At 61.8% G+C, this 20,528-nt stretch carries 19 protein-coding genes and 2 tRNA genes; 16 read left to right on the top strand and 5 right to left on the bottom strand.

Annotated elements, in window-relative coordinates; translation table 11 throughout:
• Positions 1-174: 174 nt before the first annotated feature.
• The 3 genes from AB5202_RS04480 to AB5202_RS04490 all read right to left on the bottom strand — a co-directional run bounded on the left by AB5202_RS04480 (position 175) and on the right by AB5202_RS04490 (position 2,888).
• Positions 175-1,017 (bottom strand): Cof-type HAD-IIB family hydrolase, encoded by an 843-nt coding sequence (locus tag AB5202_RS04480; RefSeq protein ID WP_195920061.1) that lies wholly within the window; start codon positions 1,015-1,017, stop codon positions 175-177.
• 87 nt (positions 1,018-1,104) lie between these two features.
• Positions 1,105-2,523, bottom strand: coding sequence for a citrate synthase (locus AB5202_RS04485; RefSeq protein ID WP_161159999.1), 1,419 nt, complete (start codon positions 2,521-2,523; stop codon positions 1,105-1,107).
• A 77-nt stretch (positions 2,524-2,600) separates the two neighbouring features.
• Positions 2,601-2,888, bottom strand: a complete 288-nt coding sequence (locus AB5202_RS04490; RefSeq protein ID WP_006235289.1) for an ACT domain-containing protein — start codon at positions 2,886-2,888, stop codon at positions 2,601-2,603.
• Positions 2,889-3,194: 306 nt separating this feature from the next.
• On the opposite strand from AB5202_RS04490, the gene rpmE reads away from it, so the two are divergent.
• The 8 genes from rpmE (at position 3,195) to AB5202_RS04530 (ending at position 12,385) form a co-directional block, all read left to right on the top strand.
• The gene (gene rpmE / locus AB5202_RS04495; protein ID WP_055285657.1) at positions 3,195-3,620 is read left to right on the top strand and encodes a 50S ribosomal protein L31; all 426 of its coding nucleotides are present in this window, start codon (positions 3,195-3,197) and stop codon (positions 3,618-3,620) included.
• 307 nt (positions 3,621-3,927) lie between these two features.
• Positions 3,928-6,735, top strand: coding sequence for a preprotein translocase subunit SecA (gene secA, locus AB5202_RS04500; protein ID WP_368144537.1), 2,808 nt, complete (start codon positions 3,928-3,930; stop codon positions 6,733-6,735).
• Positions 6,735-7,883 carry a peptide chain release factor 2 gene (gene prfB, locus AB5202_RS04505; RefSeq protein WP_368144538.1) on the top strand — a complete coding sequence of 383 codons (1,149 nt, stop codon included), beginning with the start codon at positions 6,735-6,737 and terminating at the stop codon, positions 7,881-7,883. Before secA ends, prfB begins: the two co-directional genes overlap by 1 nt.
• A gap of 130 nt (positions 7,884-8,013) precedes the next feature.
• Entirely contained in the window at positions 8,014-8,904 is an 891-nt protein-coding gene (locus AB5202_RS04510) for a YitT family protein (protein ID WP_346981857.1), read from the top strand.
• Positions 8,905-9,111: 207 nt separating this feature from the next.
• Positions 9,112-9,942: a transketolase gene (locus tag AB5202_RS04515; protein WP_006235308.1), complete on the top strand. Its 831-nt coding sequence runs from the start codon at positions 9,112-9,114 to the stop codon at positions 9,940-9,942.
• A 1-nt stretch (position 9,943) separates the two neighbouring features.
• Positions 9,944-10,885 carry a transketolase family protein gene (locus AB5202_RS04520; protein WP_006235309.1) on the top strand — a complete coding sequence of 314 codons (942 nt, stop codon included), beginning with the start codon at positions 9,944-9,946 and terminating at the stop codon, positions 10,883-10,885.
• Between the two features lie 757 nt (positions 10,886-11,642).
• On the top strand, positions 11,643-12,299 hold the full coding sequence (locus tag AB5202_RS04525; RefSeq protein ID WP_271737481.1) for an ATP-binding protein: 657 nt from the start codon (positions 11,643-11,645) through the stop codon (positions 12,297-12,299).
• The gene (locus AB5202_RS04530) at positions 12,266-12,385 is read left to right on the top strand and encodes an ATP-binding protein (RefSeq protein ID WP_271737480.1); all 120 of its coding nucleotides are present in this window, start codon (positions 12,266-12,268) and stop codon (positions 12,383-12,385) included. The genes AB5202_RS04525 and AB5202_RS04530 overlap by 34 nt, the downstream gene beginning before the upstream one ends.
• Positions 12,386-12,389: 4 nt before the next feature.
• Here AB5202_RS04530 and AB5202_RS04535 read toward each other — a convergent pair whose 3' ends face one another.
• Complete coding sequence (locus tag AB5202_RS04535) at positions 12,390-12,863, bottom strand: helix-turn-helix domain-containing protein (protein ID WP_346972806.1); 474 nt, start codon at positions 12,861-12,863, stop codon at positions 12,390-12,392.
• A gap of 167 nt (positions 12,864-13,030) precedes the next feature.
• Between AB5202_RS04535 and ftsE the strand changes: the two genes are divergently transcribed.
• The 6 genes from ftsE to AB5202_RS04565 all read left to right on the top strand — a co-directional run bounded on the left by ftsE (position 13,031) and on the right by AB5202_RS04565 (position 19,380).
• Positions 13,031-14,251, top strand: a complete 1,221-nt coding sequence (gene ftsE, locus AB5202_RS04540) for a cell division ATP-binding protein FtsE (protein ID WP_022094244.1) — start codon at positions 13,031-13,033, stop codon at positions 14,249-14,251.
• Positions 14,238-15,158, top strand: a complete 921-nt coding sequence (ftsX, locus tag AB5202_RS04545; RefSeq protein ID WP_117769462.1) for a permease-like cell division protein FtsX — start codon at positions 14,238-14,240, stop codon at positions 15,156-15,158. The genes ftsE and ftsX overlap by 14 nt, the downstream gene beginning before the upstream one ends.
• Positions 15,159-15,293: 135 nt before the next feature.
• Complete coding sequence (locus AB5202_RS04550; RefSeq protein WP_368143756.1) at positions 15,294-17,429, top strand: ribonuclease R family protein; 2,136 nt, start codon at positions 15,294-15,296, stop codon at positions 17,427-17,429.
• Positions 17,430-17,606: 177 nt separating this feature from the next.
• Entirely contained in the window at positions 17,607-18,212 is a 606-nt protein-coding gene (locus AB5202_RS04555; RefSeq protein ID WP_055285671.1) for a recombinase family protein, read from the top strand.
• Positions 18,213-18,316: 104 nt separating this feature from the next.
• A complete protein-coding gene (locus AB5202_RS04560; protein ID WP_368143758.1) occupies positions 18,317-18,898 on the top strand; it encodes a VanZ family protein in 582 nt (193 codons plus the stop codon).
• Between the two features lie 122 nt (positions 18,899-19,020).
• Positions 19,021-19,380, top strand: a complete 360-nt coding sequence (locus AB5202_RS04565; RefSeq protein ID WP_368143759.1) for an arsenate reductase family protein — start codon at positions 19,021-19,023, stop codon at positions 19,378-19,380.
• Positions 19,381-19,576: 196 nt separating this feature from the next.
• On the opposite strand, the gene AB5202_RS04570 is transcribed toward AB5202_RS04565, so the two are convergent.
• A complete protein-coding gene (locus AB5202_RS04570; protein ID WP_006235322.1) occupies positions 19,577-19,987 on the bottom strand; it encodes a hypothetical protein in 411 nt (136 codons plus the stop codon).
• Positions 19,988-20,263: 276 nt separating this feature from the next.
• On the opposite strand from AB5202_RS04570, the gene AB5202_RS04575 reads away from it, so the two are divergent.
• Positions 20,264-20,337: transfer RNA gene (locus tag AB5202_RS04575), tRNA-Gln, on the top strand.
• Positions 20,338-20,354: 17 nt separating this feature from the next.
• Positions 20,355-20,431 (top strand) — tRNA-Glu (locus AB5202_RS04580).
• The last annotated feature ends 97 nt before the right edge of the window (positions 20,432-20,528 follow it).

Below are 20,528 nucleotides of genomic sequence, written 5' to 3' on the forward strand. Positions count from 1 at the left end.
GCTTGCCCGTATCGTAGGCAATGCGCCGAATGCTCGCCATCGAAATTTATCGATGGCCTATTTCAGACTGTAATGGGCAGTCCTTGCAGCTTTTTCGCGAAGACTGTCCCCAACGACTAGTCATTCAAGAACGTCCCCAATGACTGTTTTAGCTACCCTGCCGGGTTGCTGCTGCTAGGCGAGAGCGGCCATGATGGTGCGGGCGACGCCGTCGTGGTCGTTGTCGTATTCGGTGATGGCGTCGGCGGCCTCGCGGTCCTCGGGCTCGGCGTTGATCATGGCCATGCCGTGGCCCGCTGCCTGCAGCATGGGGATGTCGTTGATGTTGTCGCCGAACGCCCAAGCGTCGGCGAGACGCTCGCCCAGGTGCTCGCAGAGCCACGTGAGGGCCGTTCCCTTGGTGGCGCCCTCGCCCATGACCTCGATATTCATGGCGTACGAACGCGTGACTTCAATGCCTCCGAGCGTGTCGAGTTCCGCCGCGATGGCGTCGCGATCAGCCGGGTTGTGCCAGTACATGGCGATGCGCTCGAGCGTCTCGACCTCGTCGATCTTGCTGTCGATATCCATGTCGATCGGTGTTCGTGTGCGCTTGAGCGAAGCCGCGATGTGGGGGTCGCCGCCGCAGAATTCGTCCAGGCGCGTGTAGAGCGAGCGGGGGAGGAAGCACTGCCCATCCGCGAAGATATCGAAGGTCACATCGTGGCCGGCGGCGATGCGATGGATGCGATGGGCAATGCCGCAATCGAGCGGACGGCTCAAGATGCACGTGGCGCGCGAGGCGTCGGTGGGCACATCGTCGTCGAGCTGCCAGACGCTGGCGCCATTGGCGCAAACGGCATAGTGCACGGCGGTATGGGCGAGGATGGGCTCAAAGATGCCCGACAGCGGACGTCCCGTGCAGGGCACAAATTCAATCCCGCGTCGAGCGAGCTCGTCGAGCATCGCCCAGGTGGCATCGCTCATCTGCTTATCGCTCGTCAACAGCGTTCCATCCATATCGGAAAACACAATCATTTGATGCAGCCCTTTCTACTGGCATAAAAAGCGTGGCCGAGGGCGATGATGCCCTGGCCACGCTCGGGTTCTATAACGGTCCGCGTCCTAGCGATCGGCGAGCGGCTTGTACTCCAGCGGCTCGATAACCGGGCGATACGCGGGGCGAATAATGCGGTGCGCGCAGAAGAGCTCTTCCATGCGGTGTGCCGACCAGCCGGCCATGCGGGCGACGGCGAATAGCGGCGTAAAAAGCGTCTCGGGTACGCCGAGCATCTTGTAGATAAAGCCCGTGTACAGGTCGATGTTGGCACAGATGGGCTTGGTCATGCCGTGGTCGCGCATCACCTGCGGTGCCAGGCGCTCGATGCGCTCGATGAGCGCGAACTCCTCGCCCAAGTCCTTCTTGGCGGCAAGCGTGCGCGCGTAACGGCGGCAGACCTCGGCGCGCGGGTCGCTGAGCGTATAGACGGCGTGGCCCATGCCGTAGATGAGGCCCGTGCCGTCGAAGGCCTGCTTGTCGAGGATCTTGCCCAGGTAGGCTGCGACCTCGTCCTCGTCTTCCCAATTGGAGACGTGCGCACGGATATCCTCGTGCATAGACACGACCTTGGCATTGGCACCGCCGTGGCGCGGGCCCTTGAGCGAGCCGATAGCCGCGGCGTAGGCGGAATACGGGTCGGTGGCCGAGGAGGACAGCACGCGGCAGGCGAACGTGGAGTTGTTGCCGCCGCCGTGCTCGGCATGCAGCATGAGCATCACGTCGAGCAGCATGGCCTCGTCGCGGGTGAATGCCATGCCGCCGCGTAGGACCTGCAGGATGGTCTCAGCGGTGGAGAGGCCGGGTGTGGGGTGCGGCACATGAACCTCGGAGCCGCGGCGCTTGGCGACCGAGGCCATATGCGCGAAGGCGGCGATGCGGGGGAGACGGGCGAGCATGGAGATGGCGACGTCGATTTCGTGTTCGGGTGTAATGGCGTCGGGCTCGGCGTCGAAGGCGTAGAGCAGCAGCACGGCGCGCTGAAGCACATTCATGATGCTCGACGACACCGTGGTCATGGGGAACTCACGGACGTATTCGTCGCTCAGGTGCCTAAAAGCACCCAGGCGTCCGCAAAAACCGTCGAGTTCCTCTTTGGTGGGCAGCGAGCCCGTGATGAGCAGATAGGCGACCTCTTCGTAGCCGTAGCGGTTCTCGGCCTGGGCGTTGTTGACCAGATCCTCGATGCTGTAGCCACGAAGCGTGAGCTTGCCCTGATCGGGCACGACTTTGCCGTCGACCTTGTTGTAGCCGTGCACGTCCGAGATACGGGTAAGGCCCGCGACCACGCCCGAGCCGTCGGCATTGCGCAGGCCGCGTTTGACGTTGTGCTCTACGAACAGGTCCTCGTCGTACGGGGCGGTCGGCAGGCCGTGGTAGAGGTTTTCGCTTTCGGGCGAAATCTGACGGCTCGCCTCGTAATCCAGAACCAGGCGGCTCAGGTGATCGTCGAAGCGGTAGTAGATTTTCTTGGCGTCGTAGGCCATGCGCGCTCCTCTCCGGTCCGCTTTGGGGCCGCGCGCTTGGACGATATGACGTCAAGCTGCCCCGAGCGGCTTGTTCGCTACAGGCGGTACATAAAGTTAAAGACGTCCTCGCGCTGGATGGACACGTTGACGCCCGAAAGCTCACCGGCCTCGGCCAGCGCCTTCTGCAGCTCGGCGAAGTCGAGCTTGGACTCGGCGGTGTCGGCCAGCATGGTCATGGTGAAGATGTCCTCGATAATGGACTGCGTGATGTCGCGGATGTCGACGTTGGCCTCGCCCAAAACGCGGGTGACGCCGGCGACGATGCCGGGGCGGTTCTTGCCAAGGACGGTGATGACGATGCGGGAGGACGAGATCTCGGCCATGGGAAACCCTTTCGCGTGGTTGCGGTGCGCGCGGGGCGCTCCGCTACGGTACAGTGTTCATCATTGTACCTGTCTGGCGCCAAAAGGGGTGTGCTTACTGCGGCGTTACACGTCTGCAACATGGGAGAAGGGGCGGCAGGGTGCGTGTCCGCTGCGGTTGGCCACGCCGCGTTGCACAAAGACCGTGAACCTTTTGTGGGACACGCGGCGCCGTGATACCATAGCCGAGTTTGTTGTCTTGGTCGGAAACCAAGACGCCTTATGCGCTGATCGGTAACCAGCGCCTGACCAATAAGGAGTCCTACCATGAAGCAGGGTATCCATCCCCAGTATGTCGAGTGCACGGTGACGTGCTCCTGCGGCAACACCTTCAAGACGCACGCTACCGTGTCCGAGATGAAGGTCGAGCTTTGCAACGAGTGCCATCCGTTCTACACCGGCCAGCAGAAGTTCGTCGACACCGGTGGACGCGTCCAGCGCTTCGCCGACAAGTTCGGTGGCGCCGCTGCCGCCCAGCTCAAGAAGGCTGAGGAGGCCAAGGCTGCCAAGGCCGCCAAGGCTGCTGAGGCCGAGGCCGCTCGCAAGGCCGCCGCTGAGGCTAAGGCTGCCGAGAAGGCTAAGCGTGCCGCTAAGTTTGCCGAGGAGGCTGCCAAGCAGGCCGCCGAGGCTCCCGCAGAGGCTCCCGTCGAGGAGACCGCTGCCGAGGCCGAGACCACCGAGGCTGCTGAGTAAATAGCTCGCCGCGGAATCACTCGCATTCATGGCATAAGGGCCGTGCATCCGTTTGGGTGCGCGGTCCTTTTCTTTTTATTGGTGCAAACCAACCTGCCCCCATTGCACCAAATGGCAGAGAGGCGGCGTTTGCCCAGATAAAACCTGCCAAAATTAACCTGTCCCATTGTGGCAGGTTGGTCGTAGTTATTACGTGGCGGTCGTGGTCGACCGTATAGGCCGCGCCTTGTTTGGCTAAAGTACAATTATCTGTGTTTAACTCGCCCGCAGCTGCACGGCGTGGGCGATGGCCAAAAAGGAAAACCACATGGGATTCATGTCAAAGCTGCTGTCCTTTGGATCCGATAAGGACCTTAAGCGCTACTACAAGATCGTCGACCAGATCAACGGTCTTGAGCCCCAGTTTGAGAAGATGACCGAGGAGGAACTCCGCGGCCAGACCGATAAGTTCCGCGAGCGTTACGCCAACGGCGAGTCGCTCGACGACATGCTCCCCGAGGCCTTTGCCACCGTGCGTGAGGCTTCCAAGCGCACCATGGGTATGCGCCACTTTGACGTGCAGCTCATTGGCGCCATGGCGCTGCACGAGGGCCACATCGCCGAGATGAAGACCGGCGAAGGTAAGACCCTCGTCTCCACGTTGGCCGGCTATCTCAACGCTATTGCCGGCAAGGGCGTGCACGTCGTTACTGTCAACGATTACCTTGCCAAGCGCGACTCCGAGTGGATGGGCCGCATCTATAAGTACCTGGGCATGACCGTCGGTCTGCTCCAGAACAACATGCCGCTCGAGCTCAAGCGCCCGGCCTACCAGGCCGACGTCACCTACGGCACCAACTCCGAGTTCGGCTTTGATTACCTGCGCGACAACATGGTTACCCGTCCCGAGCAGCGCGTGCAGCGCGGTCACAACTACGCCATCGTCGACGAGGTTGACTCCATCCTGATCGATGAGGCCCGCACCCCGCTGATCATCTCGGGCGCTGGCACCAAGTCCGCCAGTACCTACAAGGACTTCGCGCGTGCCGTGCGTGGCCTTGAGCGCGGCGAGGACGTGTCGCACGACATGCTCACCGCCACCGAGGACGTCGAGCCCACGGGCGACTATGTCATGGACGAGGCCAAGCACACCATTGCCGCCACCGAGCGCGGCCTTAAGAAGATCGAGCGCCGCCTGGGTATCGATGACATCTATGCCGATCTCTCCGGCCAGCTTGTCAACCACCTGCAGCAGGCGCTGAAGGCCCAGTACATGTTCCACCGCGACAAGCAGTACGTGGTCACCAACGGCGAGGTCAAGATCGTCGACGAGTTCACCGGCCGCATTATGGAAGGCCGCCGTTACTCCGAGGGCCTGCACCAGGCCATCGAGGCCAAAGAGGGCGTGCTCGTACGCGAGGAGAACCAGACCCTGGCCACCATCACCCTGCAGAACTACTTCCGTCTGTATGACAAGCTCTCCGGCATGACCGGTACGGCACTTACCGAGGATGCCGAGTTCCGCGAGATCTACAAGCTGCCCGTCGAGGTCATCCCCTCCAACAAGCCTGTGCAGCGCGTGGACCACGAGGACCTGGTGTACCGCACCATCCAGGCCAAGTACAATGCCGTCGCCGACGATGTCGAGCAGCGTCACGCCAAGGGCCAGCCGGTCCTGGTGGGCACCGTCTCCATCGAGAGCTCCGAGAAGCTGTCCGCCGCCCTTACCAAGCGCGGCATCGCGCACGAGGTCCTCAACGCTAAGCATCACGAGCGCGAGGCCCACATCGTTGCCCAGGCCGGACGCTACGGCGCCGTGACCATCGCCACCAACATGGCCGGTCGTGGTACCGACATCCTGCTGGGCGGCAACCCCGACGAGCTGGTGCGCGAGCGCCTGGAGTACGAGGGCCTGACCATGGAGGACGTGACGCCCGAGCAGCTCGAGCAGTTTAACGCCGAAGCCAAGGAGACCTGCAAGGCCGAGCGCGAGCGCGTGCTTGCCGCCGGCGGCCTGACCGTCATCGGCACCGAGCGCCATGAGTCCCGCCGCATCGACAACCAGCTGCGTGGCCGTTCCGGCCGTCAGGGCGATCCGGGCGAGACCCAGTTCTACCTGTCGCTCGAGGACGACCTCATGCGCCTGTTCGGTGGCGACAAGATGGACCGCGTCTCCAAGATGATGGTCACGGCCGACATGGGCGACGACATGCCCATCCAGCACAAGATCATCTCCAAGGCCGTCGAGAGCGCCCAGCACAAGGTCGAGAGCATCAACTTCTCCATGCGTAAGAGCGTCCTCGAGTACGATGACGTCATGAACAAGCAGCGCCAGGTCATCTACGCCGAGCGTAACAAGATTCTGGATGGCAAGGACCTGACCGACCACATCACCGAGGTCATGCACGACACTGTGTACCGCTGCGTGCAGGAGTTCTGCACCAAGGACAGCCACGATGGCGAGCGCGATCTCGAGGGCCTGCGCAAGTGGGTCGTAGAGCTGACCGGTCATATCGATACGCCCAAGTTCCCCGACGAGGATTACGAGGCCCTGGCTGCCGATGTCCTGGCCTACGTTGAGAAGTGCTACAACATGAAGGCCGAGCGCCTGGGTGAGGACCTCATGCGCGAGCTCAACACCCAGGTCATGTTGCGCGTCATCGATACCCGCTGGATGAACTACCTGCAGGAGATGGATTACCTCAAGACCGGTATCGGACTGCGCGGCTTTGGTCAGCGCGACCCGCTGGTCGAGTACAAGACCGAGGCTTATGGTGCCTTCCAGATGCTCGTTGACACCATGTACGAGGATTACCTGCGTACCGTCCTGCGCATCGAGATCAAGGCCGCCCCGCATGCCGTGGAGCACAAGGAGGACCCCGCGCTCGAGGGTGCGCGCTTCTCCGGCCCCGCCGATGTCGATGGCGACAACGGCAACTCGGTGCTGCGCAAACAGGCACAGGTGCAGGCTCGTACGGCCGTCCAGGGAGGCCCGGCTGCTGTCAACAACGGCGGCAAGGTGACCACCTACCGCAAGTCCGAGAGCGATGACCCTTATGTCAACGTGGGCCGCAACGACCTTTGCCCCTGCGGCAGCGGCAAGAAGTTCAAGTACTGCCACGGCAGGAATCGTTAATGGCCGAGGCTTTAGAGGTAACGCCCGCCGAGCTGGACGCGTTTGCGGACCGGCTCGGCGAGGTCGAGTCGTATCTTCATTTGGACGAGAAGCGCACGCGTGTGACCGAGCTCGAGGCCAAAAGCGTGGCCCCCGGCTTTTGGGATGACGCCGACGCCGCTCGCGCCACCATGGAGGAGATCGCTCGCGCCAAGGAAGATATCGCTGCCGTGGATACCGCACGCGGCGAGCTATCTGACGCCCGTGCGGCGCTGGAGCTTGCCGAGGAGATGGGCGACGACCCCGATGCCGCCGCATTGCGCGAGGAGGCTGCCGCTACGGCAGAACGCCTGGCTCGCGCTATCGACGATCTCGAGCTTTCGAGCTGGTTTACCGGTGAGTTCGATCACGGCGACGCGATTGTGACCATCAAGCCCGGACAGGGTGGCCTGGAGGCGCAGGACTGGACCTTCATGCTCTTTAAGATGTACATGAAGTACTGCCAGCGTCGCGGCTGGAAGGTCACCATTAACGACTGCCCCGCGGCTGAGGTCATCGGCATTGACCGTGCAACCTTTACCGTCGAGGGCAAGGATGCGTTTGGCATGCTGCGCGCCGAGGCCGGCGTCCACCGTCTGGTGCGCATTAGCCCCACCGACGACAAGAAGCGCCGCCAGACTACGTTTGCCGGCGTCGAGGTCATCCCCGTGCTGCCTGACGATATCGACATCGAGATCAGTCCCGACGATATCCGCGTGGACGTGTATCACGCGAGCGGCCCGGGCGGCCAGGGCGTCAACACCACCGACTCCGCCGTACGCGTGACGCATTTTCCCAGCGGCATCGTTGTCACTTGCCAAAACGAGCGCAGCCAGATTCAGAACAAGGCCGCGTGCATGCAGATTCTCAAGGCCCGTCTGTACGAGATCGAGCTCGAGAAGCGCGCCGAGGCACTCGACGAGATTCGCGGGCCAAAGACCACGATCGGTTTTGGCAACCAGATTCGCAGCTACGTGCTCTACCCGTATCAGATGGTCAAGGACCTGCGTACGGGCGTGGAGACCAGCAACGTCGAGGCCGTTCTCGACGATGGCGATCTGGATCCGTTTGTGATCGGCTACCATCGCTGGGCAACCGGCAACGCCGATGCGGAAGGCTCGGACGCCTAGGCACATGGTTGGCTCCGGGTCGATGCAAACACTTCGCAGGGGTGGTATTTGCTCGATGAATCGGTAGAATCGAATACAGCAAGAAGTTCAAAGCGCACTCGTTTGGGTGCGCTTTTTTGAGGGAGGCAGCATGGCATATCGTCTGGACATCAAGCGCATTCTTTCGCTGAACTTCTTTCACGATCTGCCCAAGATTATGCTGGGCTGCGCTCTGGCCGCTATCGCGACGGACCTGTTTTTGATCCCCAACGGTCTTGCTGCCGGCGGCGTTACGGGTCTCGCCACGATTATCCAGGCGGTCGGCGCCTCGCATGGCATATCGCTTCCCGTTGGTATCCAGACCATCGTGATGAATGCCTTGCTGCTGCTGGTCGTTATGCGCGAGGGCGGCATGTTCTACGTGGTCCAGACGGCGACGGGCTTTGTGCTGCTGGGCTTCTTCACCGACCTGTTTGCTCCGTTTGTGGCGCCGCTGGCACATGCCGATCTGATGCTGCCCGCTATGTGGGGCGGCATTATCACGGGCATCGGCTATGGCATGGTGCTGCGCGCCGGTGCCAACACTGGCGGCTCCGACACGATCGGCCAGATCATCTCGCGCAATACGTCACTACCGGTGGGCTCCACCGTCATGGCGATCGACGTTGCCGTGTGCGCGCTGTCGGCCCCGGTCTTCTCGGTCGAAAACGCGCTGTATGCGGGCCTTTCGATGGTCATTAGCGGCTACGTGATCGATGCCGTGGTCGACGGCGGCAACAGGCGCCGTATGGTGCTCATCATCTCGGACAAGTTTCCCGATATTGCGGCCGACATCATGTATGGCCTGGGTCGCGGCTGCACCAAGTTTAAGGCGACCGGCATGTACTCGGGTGCCGAAAAGCCGGTGATCATGGTAATCGTGAGCCGTCGCGAGCTCAATACGCTCAAGACCATTGTGCGCGAGCGCGACCCGCGCGCCATCGTGACCGTGGCCGACGTTACGGAAACGTTCGGCGAGGGTTTCAAGGACATTAACGCGTAGGGTCGACTGCGTTCCTTCCAAAAGACGTTCACATTGGTAAACCGTTTCATCAGCGGTTCTGCCTGCTCAATTGCTCAAATTATGATAAAAAGTCTGGTAAAGCCATCAGTTTCCAGCATAATGAATGACGTACGTGCATCGCGGCTGGGTTGGGACGACCTTCTGTGCCGTGCGCATCTTGTCTAAAGAGGATGAAAGGAAGGCACAATGAGCGACGAAGAGCTCAAAAAGGTTGCCAACGAGGTAAGGAAGGGCATCGTCACCGGCGTGCACGCTGCCAAGTCCGGCCATCCGGGCGGTTCGCTCGGCGCTGCCGACATCATGACCTATCTGTACTTTGAGGAAATGAACGTCGACCCGGCCGATCCCCGCAAGGCCGACCGCGATCGTTTTGTGCTCTCCAAGGGCCATTGCGCTCCGGGCCTGTACGCCGTGCTCGCCGAGCGCGGATTCTTCCCCAAGGAGGATCTCGAGACGCTGCGCCATATCGGCAGCCACCTGCAGGGCCACCCCAACATGAATGACACCCCGGGCGTCGACATGTCCACCGGCTCGCTCGGCCAGGGCATCTCCGCCGCCGTGGGCATGGCGGTTGCCGCCAAGCACTGGGGCGATACTTACCGCACGTACGCCCTGCTGGGCGATGGCGAGAGCGAGGAGGGCCAGGTCTGGGAGGCCGCCATGTTTGCCGGCAACCAGCAGCTCGATAACCTCTGCGTGATCGTCGACCACAACGGCCTGCAGATCGACGGCCCCGTCGAGGAGGTCAACGACCCCATGCCGCTCGCCGACAAGTTCCGCGCGTTCAAGTTCCACGTGGTGGAGCTCGCCGACGGCAACGACTTCGACCAGATCCGCGCCGCCTTTGCCGAGGCTCGCGCCACCAAGGGGCAGCCGACCGCCATTATCGCCGAGACCATGAAGGGCAAGGGCGTTTCCTTTATGGAAAACCAGGTGGGTTGGCACGGCAAGGCCCCCAACGATGAACAGTTTGAGCAGGCCATGGCAGAGCTCACGGCCGCCGGAGAGGAGCTCTAGGATGGCAGACGTCAAGAAAATCGCCACGCGTGTAAGCTACGGCGAGGCCCTCGTCGAGCTCGCCAACGAGCACGATGACTTTGTGGTCCTCGACGCCGACCTGGCCGCCGCTACGCAGACCGGTAAGTTTAAGGCCGCCTGCCCCGATCGTTTCTTCGATGTGGGCATTGCCGAGAGCAACCTGATGGGCGTCGCCGCCGGTATCGCGACCACCGGCCGCGTTGCCTTCGCGAGCACCTTTGCCATGTTCGCTGCCGGTCGCGCCTTTGAGCAGGTCCGTAACTCCATCGGCTACCCGCACCTTAACGTTAAGATCGGTGCCACGCACGCCGGTATCTCGGTGGGCGAGGATGGCGCCACGCACCAGTGCTGCGAGGATATCGCCCTGATGCGCGTCATCCCCGGCATGACCGTGATTGTTCCCGCCGACGACGTGGAGGCCCGCGCCGTGACGCGCGCCGCCTACGAGTGCGACGGTCCGGTGTACATGCGCTTCGCCCGTTTGGCCTCGCCGGTTATCAACGACCCCGAGACCTACAAGTTCGAGTTGGGTAAGGGCATTGTCATGCGCGAGGGCGCCGATGTGACCATCATCGCCTGCGGCCTGATGGTCGGCGAGGCTCTCGAGGCCGCCGAGCAGCTCGCTGCCGAGGGCATCGACGCCGAGGTCATCAACATGCACACCATCAAGCCCATCGATGCCGACCTGATCGTCAAGAGCGCCACCAAGACCGGCCACGTCGTGACCGTCGAGGAGCATTCTGTAATCGGTGGCCTGGGCAGCGCCGTTGCCGACGTCCTGTGTGAGCAGTGCCCGACGCCCCTCAAGAAGATCGGCGTCAACGACACCTTTGGCGAGTCCGGCCCGGGTGCCGAGCTCTTGCACAAGTATGGCCTGGACGCCGCCAACATCGTGGCGACCACCAAGGAGTTCTTGGCATAAGGCAAGGTGGATCTCAAGGACTGCTTCGCCAGAACTATAAAACTGCTTCGCCAGTACTATGGAAACCCGGCAGGGGCGCTCTCTTGGAGGGCGCCCCTGTTTCAGTTGCGGTGAAATAAGGACTATTTTGCCAGCCTAAAGGCTCAACAGTCCCTATTTCACCGCAACTTATGAAGACGCCCCTCAAGCACGGTCCCATCAGGGAAAAGGACATATATCGACAAAGCGCAATTCAGACCCTTCCAGCTTTGTATATGCAGCACCCCAAGATAAACGCAGCGACCCCTTAGTTATCGCAGGCCGGGCACAGGGTTACTCTCCAAATCTTTCCGCAGGACGGAGGAGCCCCCGCCGCACGTAGTGCGCAGCGGAGGCTCCGACATGTCCGAGGACGATTTGGAGAGTAACCCTGTGTCCGGCCGGAGGGAGGTTGATTTCCGATCTCAGCCGAACACATTGAGCGGATAGGCCGTTCCCGCAGTTAGCCGAACGCCCCCGAGGCCCCATTCAGGCCACGGGGCGTCGTTTTCCCAGTTGAAGGAACGGTGGAGATGTGTTTCGATGGGTCCGGTGGCCATGCTCCGCCCGCCGCCCGGCACCTCTTCCCAGACTCAGCCGGACGGTCGGTCCGTCTATTCCGTTTTCGCCCTTAGGCTAGGCCAGCGGGGCATCGCCCCTCTCTGCGCGCGCCCTCTCGGCGGGGCCGGCGGGGCCGACCTGTCGGTCTACGACGGGTTCCTGAAGGGGGCGGTCGCCGATGGCAGCTAGCGAGGAGCTGGCCCGCAGGGTCGTGGAGGCCGGGCGGTCGTGCTCGCTCACCACCGCCGTCCTGGAGGAGTGGTCGAGGCTCGGCACCCCGAAGCAGGTGGAGTACCTGGCGGGCTACCTCGAGGCGGAGAGGTCCAGCCGCGAGGCCTCGAAGCGCGCGACGCTGCTCAGGCGCTGCGCGCTGCCGGCGCCCAAGACCTTCGACGGCTACGACTGGTCGGCCGTGTCGTGGCCGGAGGGCATGGGGCGCGAGTCGCTGCTCGCGCTCGACTTCGTCGAGCGCAGGGAGGACCTCGTGCTCATGGGCGACGTCGGCACCGGCAAGACGCACATGGCGTCGGCCCTCTGCGCGCTGGCGTGCGAGAGGAGGCTCGAGGCGCGCTTCTTCACGGCGTCCTCGCTCGTGATGCGCCTGAGGCGCGCCCGCGACGACGGGAGGCTCGACCGGGAGGCCGCAATCATCGGCAAGGCCCGCCTGCTCGTCATCGACGAGCTCGGGTTTCTCCCGCTCGACGCGGACGGGGCGAGGCTGCTCTTCCAGGTCCTCGCCGACGCATACGAGAGGCAGTCGGTGGTATTCACCACGAACCTGGAGTTCAGCAGGTGTGGGCGGTGTTCGGGGACGACCAGATGGCCGCCGCCCTGATCGACCGCATCGTCCACCACGGGAGGCTCGTCCAGTTCCGCGGCGAGTCCTACCGCGTCCGCCATGCCCTCATGCAGGAGGGCTAGCCGCTCAAAAAGCGTGCGCGCTTCCGATGCTGCGACTGCTCAATTTCCGATGCTCTTTTTGCTCAAATCCTCTTGACGAAACACAGAATACGTGCGGGCGGCGCTTGCAGCCGATCGCACGGTACCGGCCGCACCCGTTGCAGCAGCGCGGCCACGCCGCCAGGCGCGGGCAGGCCGCCGACAGGTCGGCCGAGCCGTCGACGCGCTCGCCGCGCCTGGACTTCGGCGCCGTCACGAACCTGTGCGACGCCACCTCGGCGCTCACCGCCGAGGGCGACCTGCACAGCTCCCTGGCGATCTCCCTGCACGAGGCCCTGCGCTCCAGCATCCTCTGGACCGTGTCCCGCTCGTGCCTGGTGAGCCTGCCGTAGGCCCTCGGGGCCGCCTCCGCGGAACCCTTCTTCCTCTTTCCGGACCGGCCGTCCTCCGATCTCCCGGTGCCGGCCGGTCCGGCCCTCAGGGTATCGGGTTCCCACATTCATCCGCACATGTGCGGATGAATGTGGGAGGTGTTCGGATGAAGTTGATAATCAAGGCCGGCCGGAGGGACCCAAACACGGCCATGCTTCTTATGTGCAGCAAAGCTAATGCTGCTAAAATACAAAGCGCTCATGTAGTTTAAACGCACGACGATAAGGAGCACCAGTGGGTAACCACTTCCGTACCTCCGGTGCGGGCGATGATGCCCCCAAGACGCAGGCAGGCGTCCAGGGCAGTCGTTTCGCCACTCCGGATTCAGAGGGCCAGCCTGTTGCTCAGGCCCCCGCTCAGCCGGCAGATCAGGCACAGCCGGCATCCGATCCCTTTGCCTACAATCCAACCAGCGATGTCGCGCTTTCCGGCACGGCGGGTTTTGAGCCCGTTCAGGCCGTGACCGCTCGCGTGGAGCAGCCTCAGGCTGGTGCCGCCACGCCGCAGCCTACCATGGCCGGCATTCCCGACCCCTTGGCCCCTGCGACGCCGGCTCCTCAGCCTGCGCAGTCCGGTCTCTTTGCCGCTATTCCCGACCCCACGCAGCCTGCTGCCCCGGTGGTCGAGAGCGATCAGGCAGCCGAGGTCGCAAGCCTCGATAACGCGCTCAACAACCCCGATTTTACGTCGGTGTTTGCGCCCATCGATCCGCAGGCCAGCCGCAAGAAGATGGCCAAGCAGGCCGGTGTCGAGCCCGTCATCCTTATGGAGCATGTCACCAAGATCTATCCGGCACAGCCCAACAAGCCTGCACTCGACGACATCAACATCGAGATCTATCCGGGCGAGTTCGTCTTCCTGGTCGGTCACTCCGGCTCGGGTAAGACCACGCTGCTGTCGACGCTCAACCGCGACGTCAAGCCGACGAGCGGCCGCATCCTGGTTGCCGGTCAGGACCTCATGAAGATCAAGAACCGCAAGGTTCCGTTCCTGCGCCGCCAGATTGGCGCCGTGTTCCAGGACTTTAAGCTTCTGCCGCAAAAGACCGCCTACGAAAACGTGGCGTTTGCCCTGCAGTGCATCGGCAAGCCCAAGGGCGTCATTCGCAGCCAGGTGCCCGAGGTGCTGCGCCTGGTCGGTCTGGCCGATCAGATGGACTCGCTGCCCGACCAGCTTTCCGGTGGCGAGCAGCAGCGCGTTGCCGTCGCCCGTGCTATGGTCAACCGTCCGCCGCTGCTGATCTGCGACGAGCCCACGGGCAACCTCGACCCGGCGATCTCGCTGGGCATCATGAAGCTGCTTGAGCGTATTAACCGCACCGGCACCACCGTGATCGTCGCCACGCACGACCGCGAGATGGTCGATAGCATGCACCGTCGCGTGATCGCCCTCGAGGGCGGCCACGTCATCCGCGACCAGGAGAGGGGAGGTTACGGCAACTATGGCACCAACTAACGTGGGCTACTCCTTCAAAGAGGCAATCAGCCACTTCTTCCGTAACTGGACTACCTCGCTCGGCGCCGTCATCACGATCTTCCTTTCGCTGTTTATCATCGGCCTGTTCATCATGGGCTCTGCGATGCTGAACTCCGTGATCGGCACCGTCGAGGATCAGGTTGTCATCAACGCGTTCATTAGTGATGACGCCGATCAGGCCGATGTTCAGGCTTTTGAGGCCGAGCTTAAGACGTGGAATAACGTCAAGTCCGTGACCTATAAGGACAAGGACGACGCGCTGGCCGAGTATACGAGCAAGATGTCGGGCAACGCCGACGCCACCATGAGCGCGCTCGATGGCCAGAACCCGCTGCCGGCTTCCTTCGCTATTGAGATGGACGATCCGTCCAAGGTCGAGAGCACGGCAAAGAAGCTCAAGAAGGATGCCGATTTCCAGAAGATCGCGGATGACGGCGACGTCAACGCGAGCGTGCTGTACGGCCAGGAGGAAGTGAGCCGCCTGTTCCAGGTGACCAACTACATCCGCATCGCCGCCGTGGTGCTCGTTGGTCTTCTGACCTTTATCGCATTCATCTTCATCAACAACACGATTCGCCTGTCCATCACGGCGCGTCGTCGTGAGATTGCGATTATGCGTCTGGTCGGCGCCAGCAACGGCTTCATTCGTGGCCCGTTTATCACCGAGGGCGTGCTGCAGGCCATTTTGGGCTCGCTGCTTTCCATCGGCGTTCTGGAGCTGCTGCGCAATCTGATGATTCCGCGTCTGCAGGAGAGCATCGGCTGGATGTCGTTTGCCCTGCCGATGCAGTACTACCTGGTGACCTATGCTGCGCTGATTCTGGTCGGTGTGATTATCGGTCTCTTTGGTTCTGCCATCGCCATGCGCCGCTACCTGCGCGTGTAGGCATGCTTGGAATTCATCCCTTCCAACGGGTCGTCTCTTATGGGGCGGCCCGTTTTTTGATCCCTAGGGGACGGCAGGAAAGCGAATCATTTGGGTAGACTCTTTGGAGTTCGCAATCGATAGTTAGGAGGCGCCATGGGGCGCAATAACAAGCATAAGCGTGGAGCTCGCAATCAGCGCGGGCCGGTGCGCAGCGAACGCCGTCCGAGCCTGACCGGGCGCGTGCAGCTCCATGAGCATAGCGCCTACGTTGTAACCGAAAACGACGACTACAAGGTCATGGGCCGCGGTAAGCGCGAGATCATGGATGGCGATACCGTTGCCGTGAGCATTAAGAACAGCCCGCACGGTGAGCGGCGCGCCGTGATCGAAAGCGTGGTTGAGCGTGCAGCCATAAGCGTGGTGGGCACGTACCAGACCGCCGGTCCGCTCGGTGTGATCGAGCCGCTCGATTCGCGTCTGAAGGCCGACTTCTTCATTCTGCCCGAGGATACCTCGGCGGATCGTCTGGGTGTCCACCCGGGTGATGCTGTTGTCGCGCGCATTTTGACCTACCCGACGCGCCTGGAATCGGGTACCGTGACGATCGAGCGCCGCATTGGCGGAGATGACGCGCCCGATTTGGGCGTTCAATATGTGATGGCGCGTTACGGCTATACCGATAGCTATCCCGAGGCCGCGCTGGACGAGGCCGAGGGGCTTTCGCTCGATGTGTCCGCGGCGCTTAAGGACCCGCTCCGCCGCGATCTGCGCGACCGCTTTGTCATCACGATCGACCCGGTCGACGCGCGCGACTTTGACGATGCCATTTCGTTGGAGCGCACGCCCGAGGGTGGCTACAAGCTGGGTGTGCATATCGCCGACGTTTCACACTATGTGGCTTGGGGCGGGCATATCGATCTTGAGGCTCGCCATCGTACGACATCGGTGTATCTGGCCGATCGCGTGCTTCCCATGCTGCCCGAACGCCTGTCCTGTGACCTGTGCTCGCTTCGCCCTGACGAGGACCGTCTTGCGTTTACCGTCGATATCGAGCTCGATGCGCAGGGTCGCGTGCGGCATTACGATCCGTATCCCAGCGTGATTCGCTCGCGTGTGCGTATGGACTATGACGGCGCCGAGGCGCTGCTGGTGCGTGCCGGCGCGGTTGAGTATTCGGTGCTGGAGGGTGCAGCCGAGGATGTTGCGGCTGCCGAGACCTCGCGCGAGGAAGCGCTTGAGCGCGGTCTTGCGTGCGAGGAGGCCGCCCGCGGCTACAACATCGACCTCGGCGATTTCCTTGTCTCCGCTAACGAACTCGCCGAACTTCGCCGTCGTATTCGTCGCGCCCGCGGCTCAGTCGATTTTGACACAGCCGAGATTCGCGCTCTATTGGATGAGGACGGAGTGCCCGTGCAGATTGTGGCGCGTGAGCGTTCGTGTGCCACGTCGCTTATCGAGGAAGCCATGCTGCTCGCCAACGAGTGCGTTGCTGAGTGGCTGGCAGACCGTGATATCGAGGCCTGCTATCGCGTGCATGAAGATCCGAGCCCCGATAGCCTGCACGGTGCCGCCGTTGCGCTGGCGCAGCTAGGCATCATCGACGATCGCCGTGCTGCCGGTATTGCCCTGGGGAGCCCCGATGAGCTGCAGGCTGCAGTTGATGCTGCCGCCGGTACGGCCAACGCACCGCTCGTTAACACGCTGCTTCTGCGCAGCATGCAGCGCGCGCTGTACAAGCCGCGCAACGAGGGCCACTTTGCGCTCGCCGCGCCGTGCTACTGTCACTTTACGAGTCCCATCCGTCGCTACCCCGATCTGGTGGTGCACCGCGTACTCAAGCTGCAGTTGGCCTATGAGCAGCTGGGCGGCAAGGACGCCCTGGTCCGTACGCCGCGCCTGATCGGCAAGGGGCGCGAGTCACTGCCGCGCATTCTGCCGCAGATCTGCCGCGCATGCAGCGATGCCGAGCGCGCGGCAGATGCCGCCAGCCATGCGACGCAAAAGATCAAGATTGCCCAGTACTATGAGGACCGTCTGGGCGAGCGCTATGCCGGAACCGTCTCGTGGGTTAGCAGCATGGGCCTTTTTGTGCGCTTGGACCTAACGCAGGTCGAAGGCTTGGTTTCGATCAAGAGTCTGGGCAACGAGTGGTTCGAGTTCGACGAGGACGCGCTCACGCCCACAGGTGCCGACACGGGCACCCGTTACGAGCTGGGGCAGCGCGTGATTATCGAGGTCTCGCGCGTCAATACCACGCGTGGGCACTTGGACTTTAAGCTTATCCATTAGCCAAATCCCGACTCATGGTGGGGGAGCGGAGGGCGGCCTTTCGGGACCGCCCTCCGCATTTGAATCGTGGCTACCTTGCCGTCTGCTCGGCCGCCCGCTTACCTGCTATTTGAGAGGTAAAACCTACCAAAATAAACCTGTCCCTTTTTGGCAGGTTTACAAGAAAGCGGGGATGAGATGGCGACGGTGTACGGTTATGCGCGGGTGAGTTCGCGCGATCAGAACCTTAATCGGCAGCTGGATGCGCTGGGCGCCTATGGCGTGGGCTCGGCGAATATTTATGCCGACCATGCGAGCGGCAAGGACTTCGATCGACCGCGTTATCGCGAGCTGCTGCACGTCCTGGGAGACGGGGACGTGCTGGTGGTGCTTTCTATCGACCGACTTGGCCGTAATTACTCCGAGATTCTTGAGGAATGGCGACGCATTACCAAGGAGCTCGGGGTTGCCATTGTGGTGTTGGACATGCCATTGCTTGACACGCGCGCTAGGGCCAGCGGCGCGCCGGATGTGACCAACGTCCTGATTGCCGATATTGTGCTGCAACTGCTGAGCTACGTGGCGCAGGTGGAGCGCGAGAATATCCATCGGCGCCAAGCGGAGGGAATTGCAGCGGCGCGGGCGCGAGGGGTCCGTTTCGGTCGACCTCGCAAGCCGTGCCCTCCTCAGTTTGAGCTGGTGCGCGATAGCTATGAGGCGGGCGATATTACCCGCAGCCAGGCGGCAAAGTGCCTGGGCGTGTGCGTGGGGACGTTCGATCGCTGGATGCGCGAGGCGGGGTAGGGGTTTGCGTCGCTTTGTCGCTTCCTGTTGCGATTCAAATTTTGATACGGTGACGATGCCATCTGGGGCTACACTCGCTGATATTCAAAAAAGGAGGTTGGCCCTTGGCGCGCGTAAAACAAATAATCGGATGGACCGCGATCGTTCTGTTCGCTGCAACGCTGGCGGGCATCTGGGTGCTGACGGAGCAAAATGCGGTGGAGACGTCGTTGCTGAGCGAGTCCACCGCGCGTGTGGTGGAGGGCCAGGCTACGGGCGTTCAGGCTGTCGATGCCACGGGTGAAGCTCAGGCGGAGAACGGAATGACCGGGGGCACCGATTCGGCTGCCTCGAATGTCCGGTCTGGCCGACTTGCTTCCATTCGCATGTGGGTGGGCACAAACGTCCGTCGCGTTGCCCATACCGTAGAGTTTTTCTTCGTCGGATTGTTCGCCTCGGTGGTCGTGGTTTGCTTTTCCAGGCGTCCGTGGAGCGTATGCTCCCGTTGCGTGCCCGTATTGCTCTTTTGCACCGCCTGCTCCGTTGGCGATCAGGTACATAAGATCTTTGTTCCCGGCAGGCATTTCGACGTTATCGATTTAGGATTCGATGCTGCGGGCTATGTCACCGCCATGCTGTTGGTATTGCTGGCAGCGGCGTTGGTGCGCCATGCGACTCGGCCGATCGGCGCCCATGCGAGACGCTAGCCTTAAGACGAGACATCGCGACTGCCTATGCTTCGACATTGACTACAATAACGGCTGCAATCGCGAGTGGTCGTCGATGTGCAGTTTTCCAGACACCTGTTTTCTCTAAGAAAGGAAATCCCATGACCGTACTGTTTGTTGAATATTCCAAGTGCTCGACCTGTAAGAAGGCCAAGGCATGGCTGGACGAACATGGGGTAGAGTACATCGACCGCGATATCGTTTTGGACAATCCCACGGCTGATGAGCTTGCGACCTGGATTGCTCGTTCGGGGCTGCCGGTGCGGCGTTTCTTTAATTCGTCGGGCATGAAATATCGAGAGCTGGGCCTGAAGGCGCGTCTGGATGCGGGCATGACGGATCGGGAGTGCTACGAGCTGCTGGCGACCGACGGCATGCTGGTCAAGCGTCCGCTGCTGGTGGGCGACGACTTTGCGATTCCCGGCTTTAGGGAAGCGGCTTGGGCCGAGGCGTTGCTGTAGCGGCTGCGGAAAGTGCGACCCGGAATTCGCTTCCAGAATGGGATGCGCTTTCCCAAAGTGGCCGGTTGCGGAAAGCACGTCCCATTCTGAGCTTCGATTGTGGGACACGGTTTCCGGTTGAGGGCTCGACGGGAAAGTGGGGACCAGTTTGAGCTTGAAATCTGGGACGCACTTTCCGCCGGCGGGCCTGCCCCAGTCAGTCCGCCAGCTGTGCCCATTCGTGCGGATCGTAGACCTTTACGTGTTTGTTGGGCTTGCCGCTCCAGTACTCCTCGTCCATAAAGGGCAGATATGCCTGAACGCCGGGGCAGATAAAGGGAATCCGCTGCTGTTGCAGTCGCTCGCGCTGGCGCTGCTCCAGGTGCGCCTCGGATATGACGGTCGGCATACCGGACAACTCGACGAGGCTTGCCTGGATTCGCTTAAGGTCGGGGAGTCCCGCGTGCCATGACATCCGCATGATCAAAAAGGATGCACGGCGGTATTTTGCCTGCACCACAGTAATGGCGGGGCGTAACGTGGGGTGAATTTTGTCCCGTTCGGGCCAAAGGTCGGCAGTGATCTCGAGGCCCAGGGTCTCCCATAGGTAATCAAGCTCTTCGTCCATGGTACCTCGATATCTACGCGATCATTGATACTTCGATTGTGTTGCCTGGTGCTATCGTTTTCGCGGTAGAATCTGCCAACGGTTGACGGCTACCGCTCGCGGTGTTTTGCCCTTCGTGTACAGCGGTCGGCTTCACAGGTCCTTCACGGGTTGGACTAAATTAGGCCAATTTGACTGAATTTCAAAAAAGTCAAAATTGGGGCTTGCGTCACGGCGAGACTTCCCGTATATTTCTTTCTTGCGCAAAGGCACAGCCGAGCGCAGCGATGCAGTCATTGGGATGTCGTCTAATGGCAGGACAGCGGATTCTGGTTCCGTCAATGGGGGTTCGACTCCCTCCATCCCAGCCATTGCATTTGCTACATATGGCCCGTTCGTCTAGCGGTTTAGGACGCCGCCCTCTCAAGGCGGAGATCACCAGTTCGAATCTGGTACGGGCTACCAAAATTGAATGCCCGGGCCTCGTAAGAGACCCGGGTTTTGTGTATTGACCGATGCTTAAGGCGCGCGTTGAGTCTGCCGCCCGGATCGAGGAGTAGCC

It is taken from the genome of Collinsella aerofaciens, from assembly GCF_040915545.1.
Lineage (GTDB): Bacteria > Actinomycetota > Coriobacteriia > Coriobacteriales > Coriobacteriaceae > Collinsella > Collinsella aerofaciens_BE.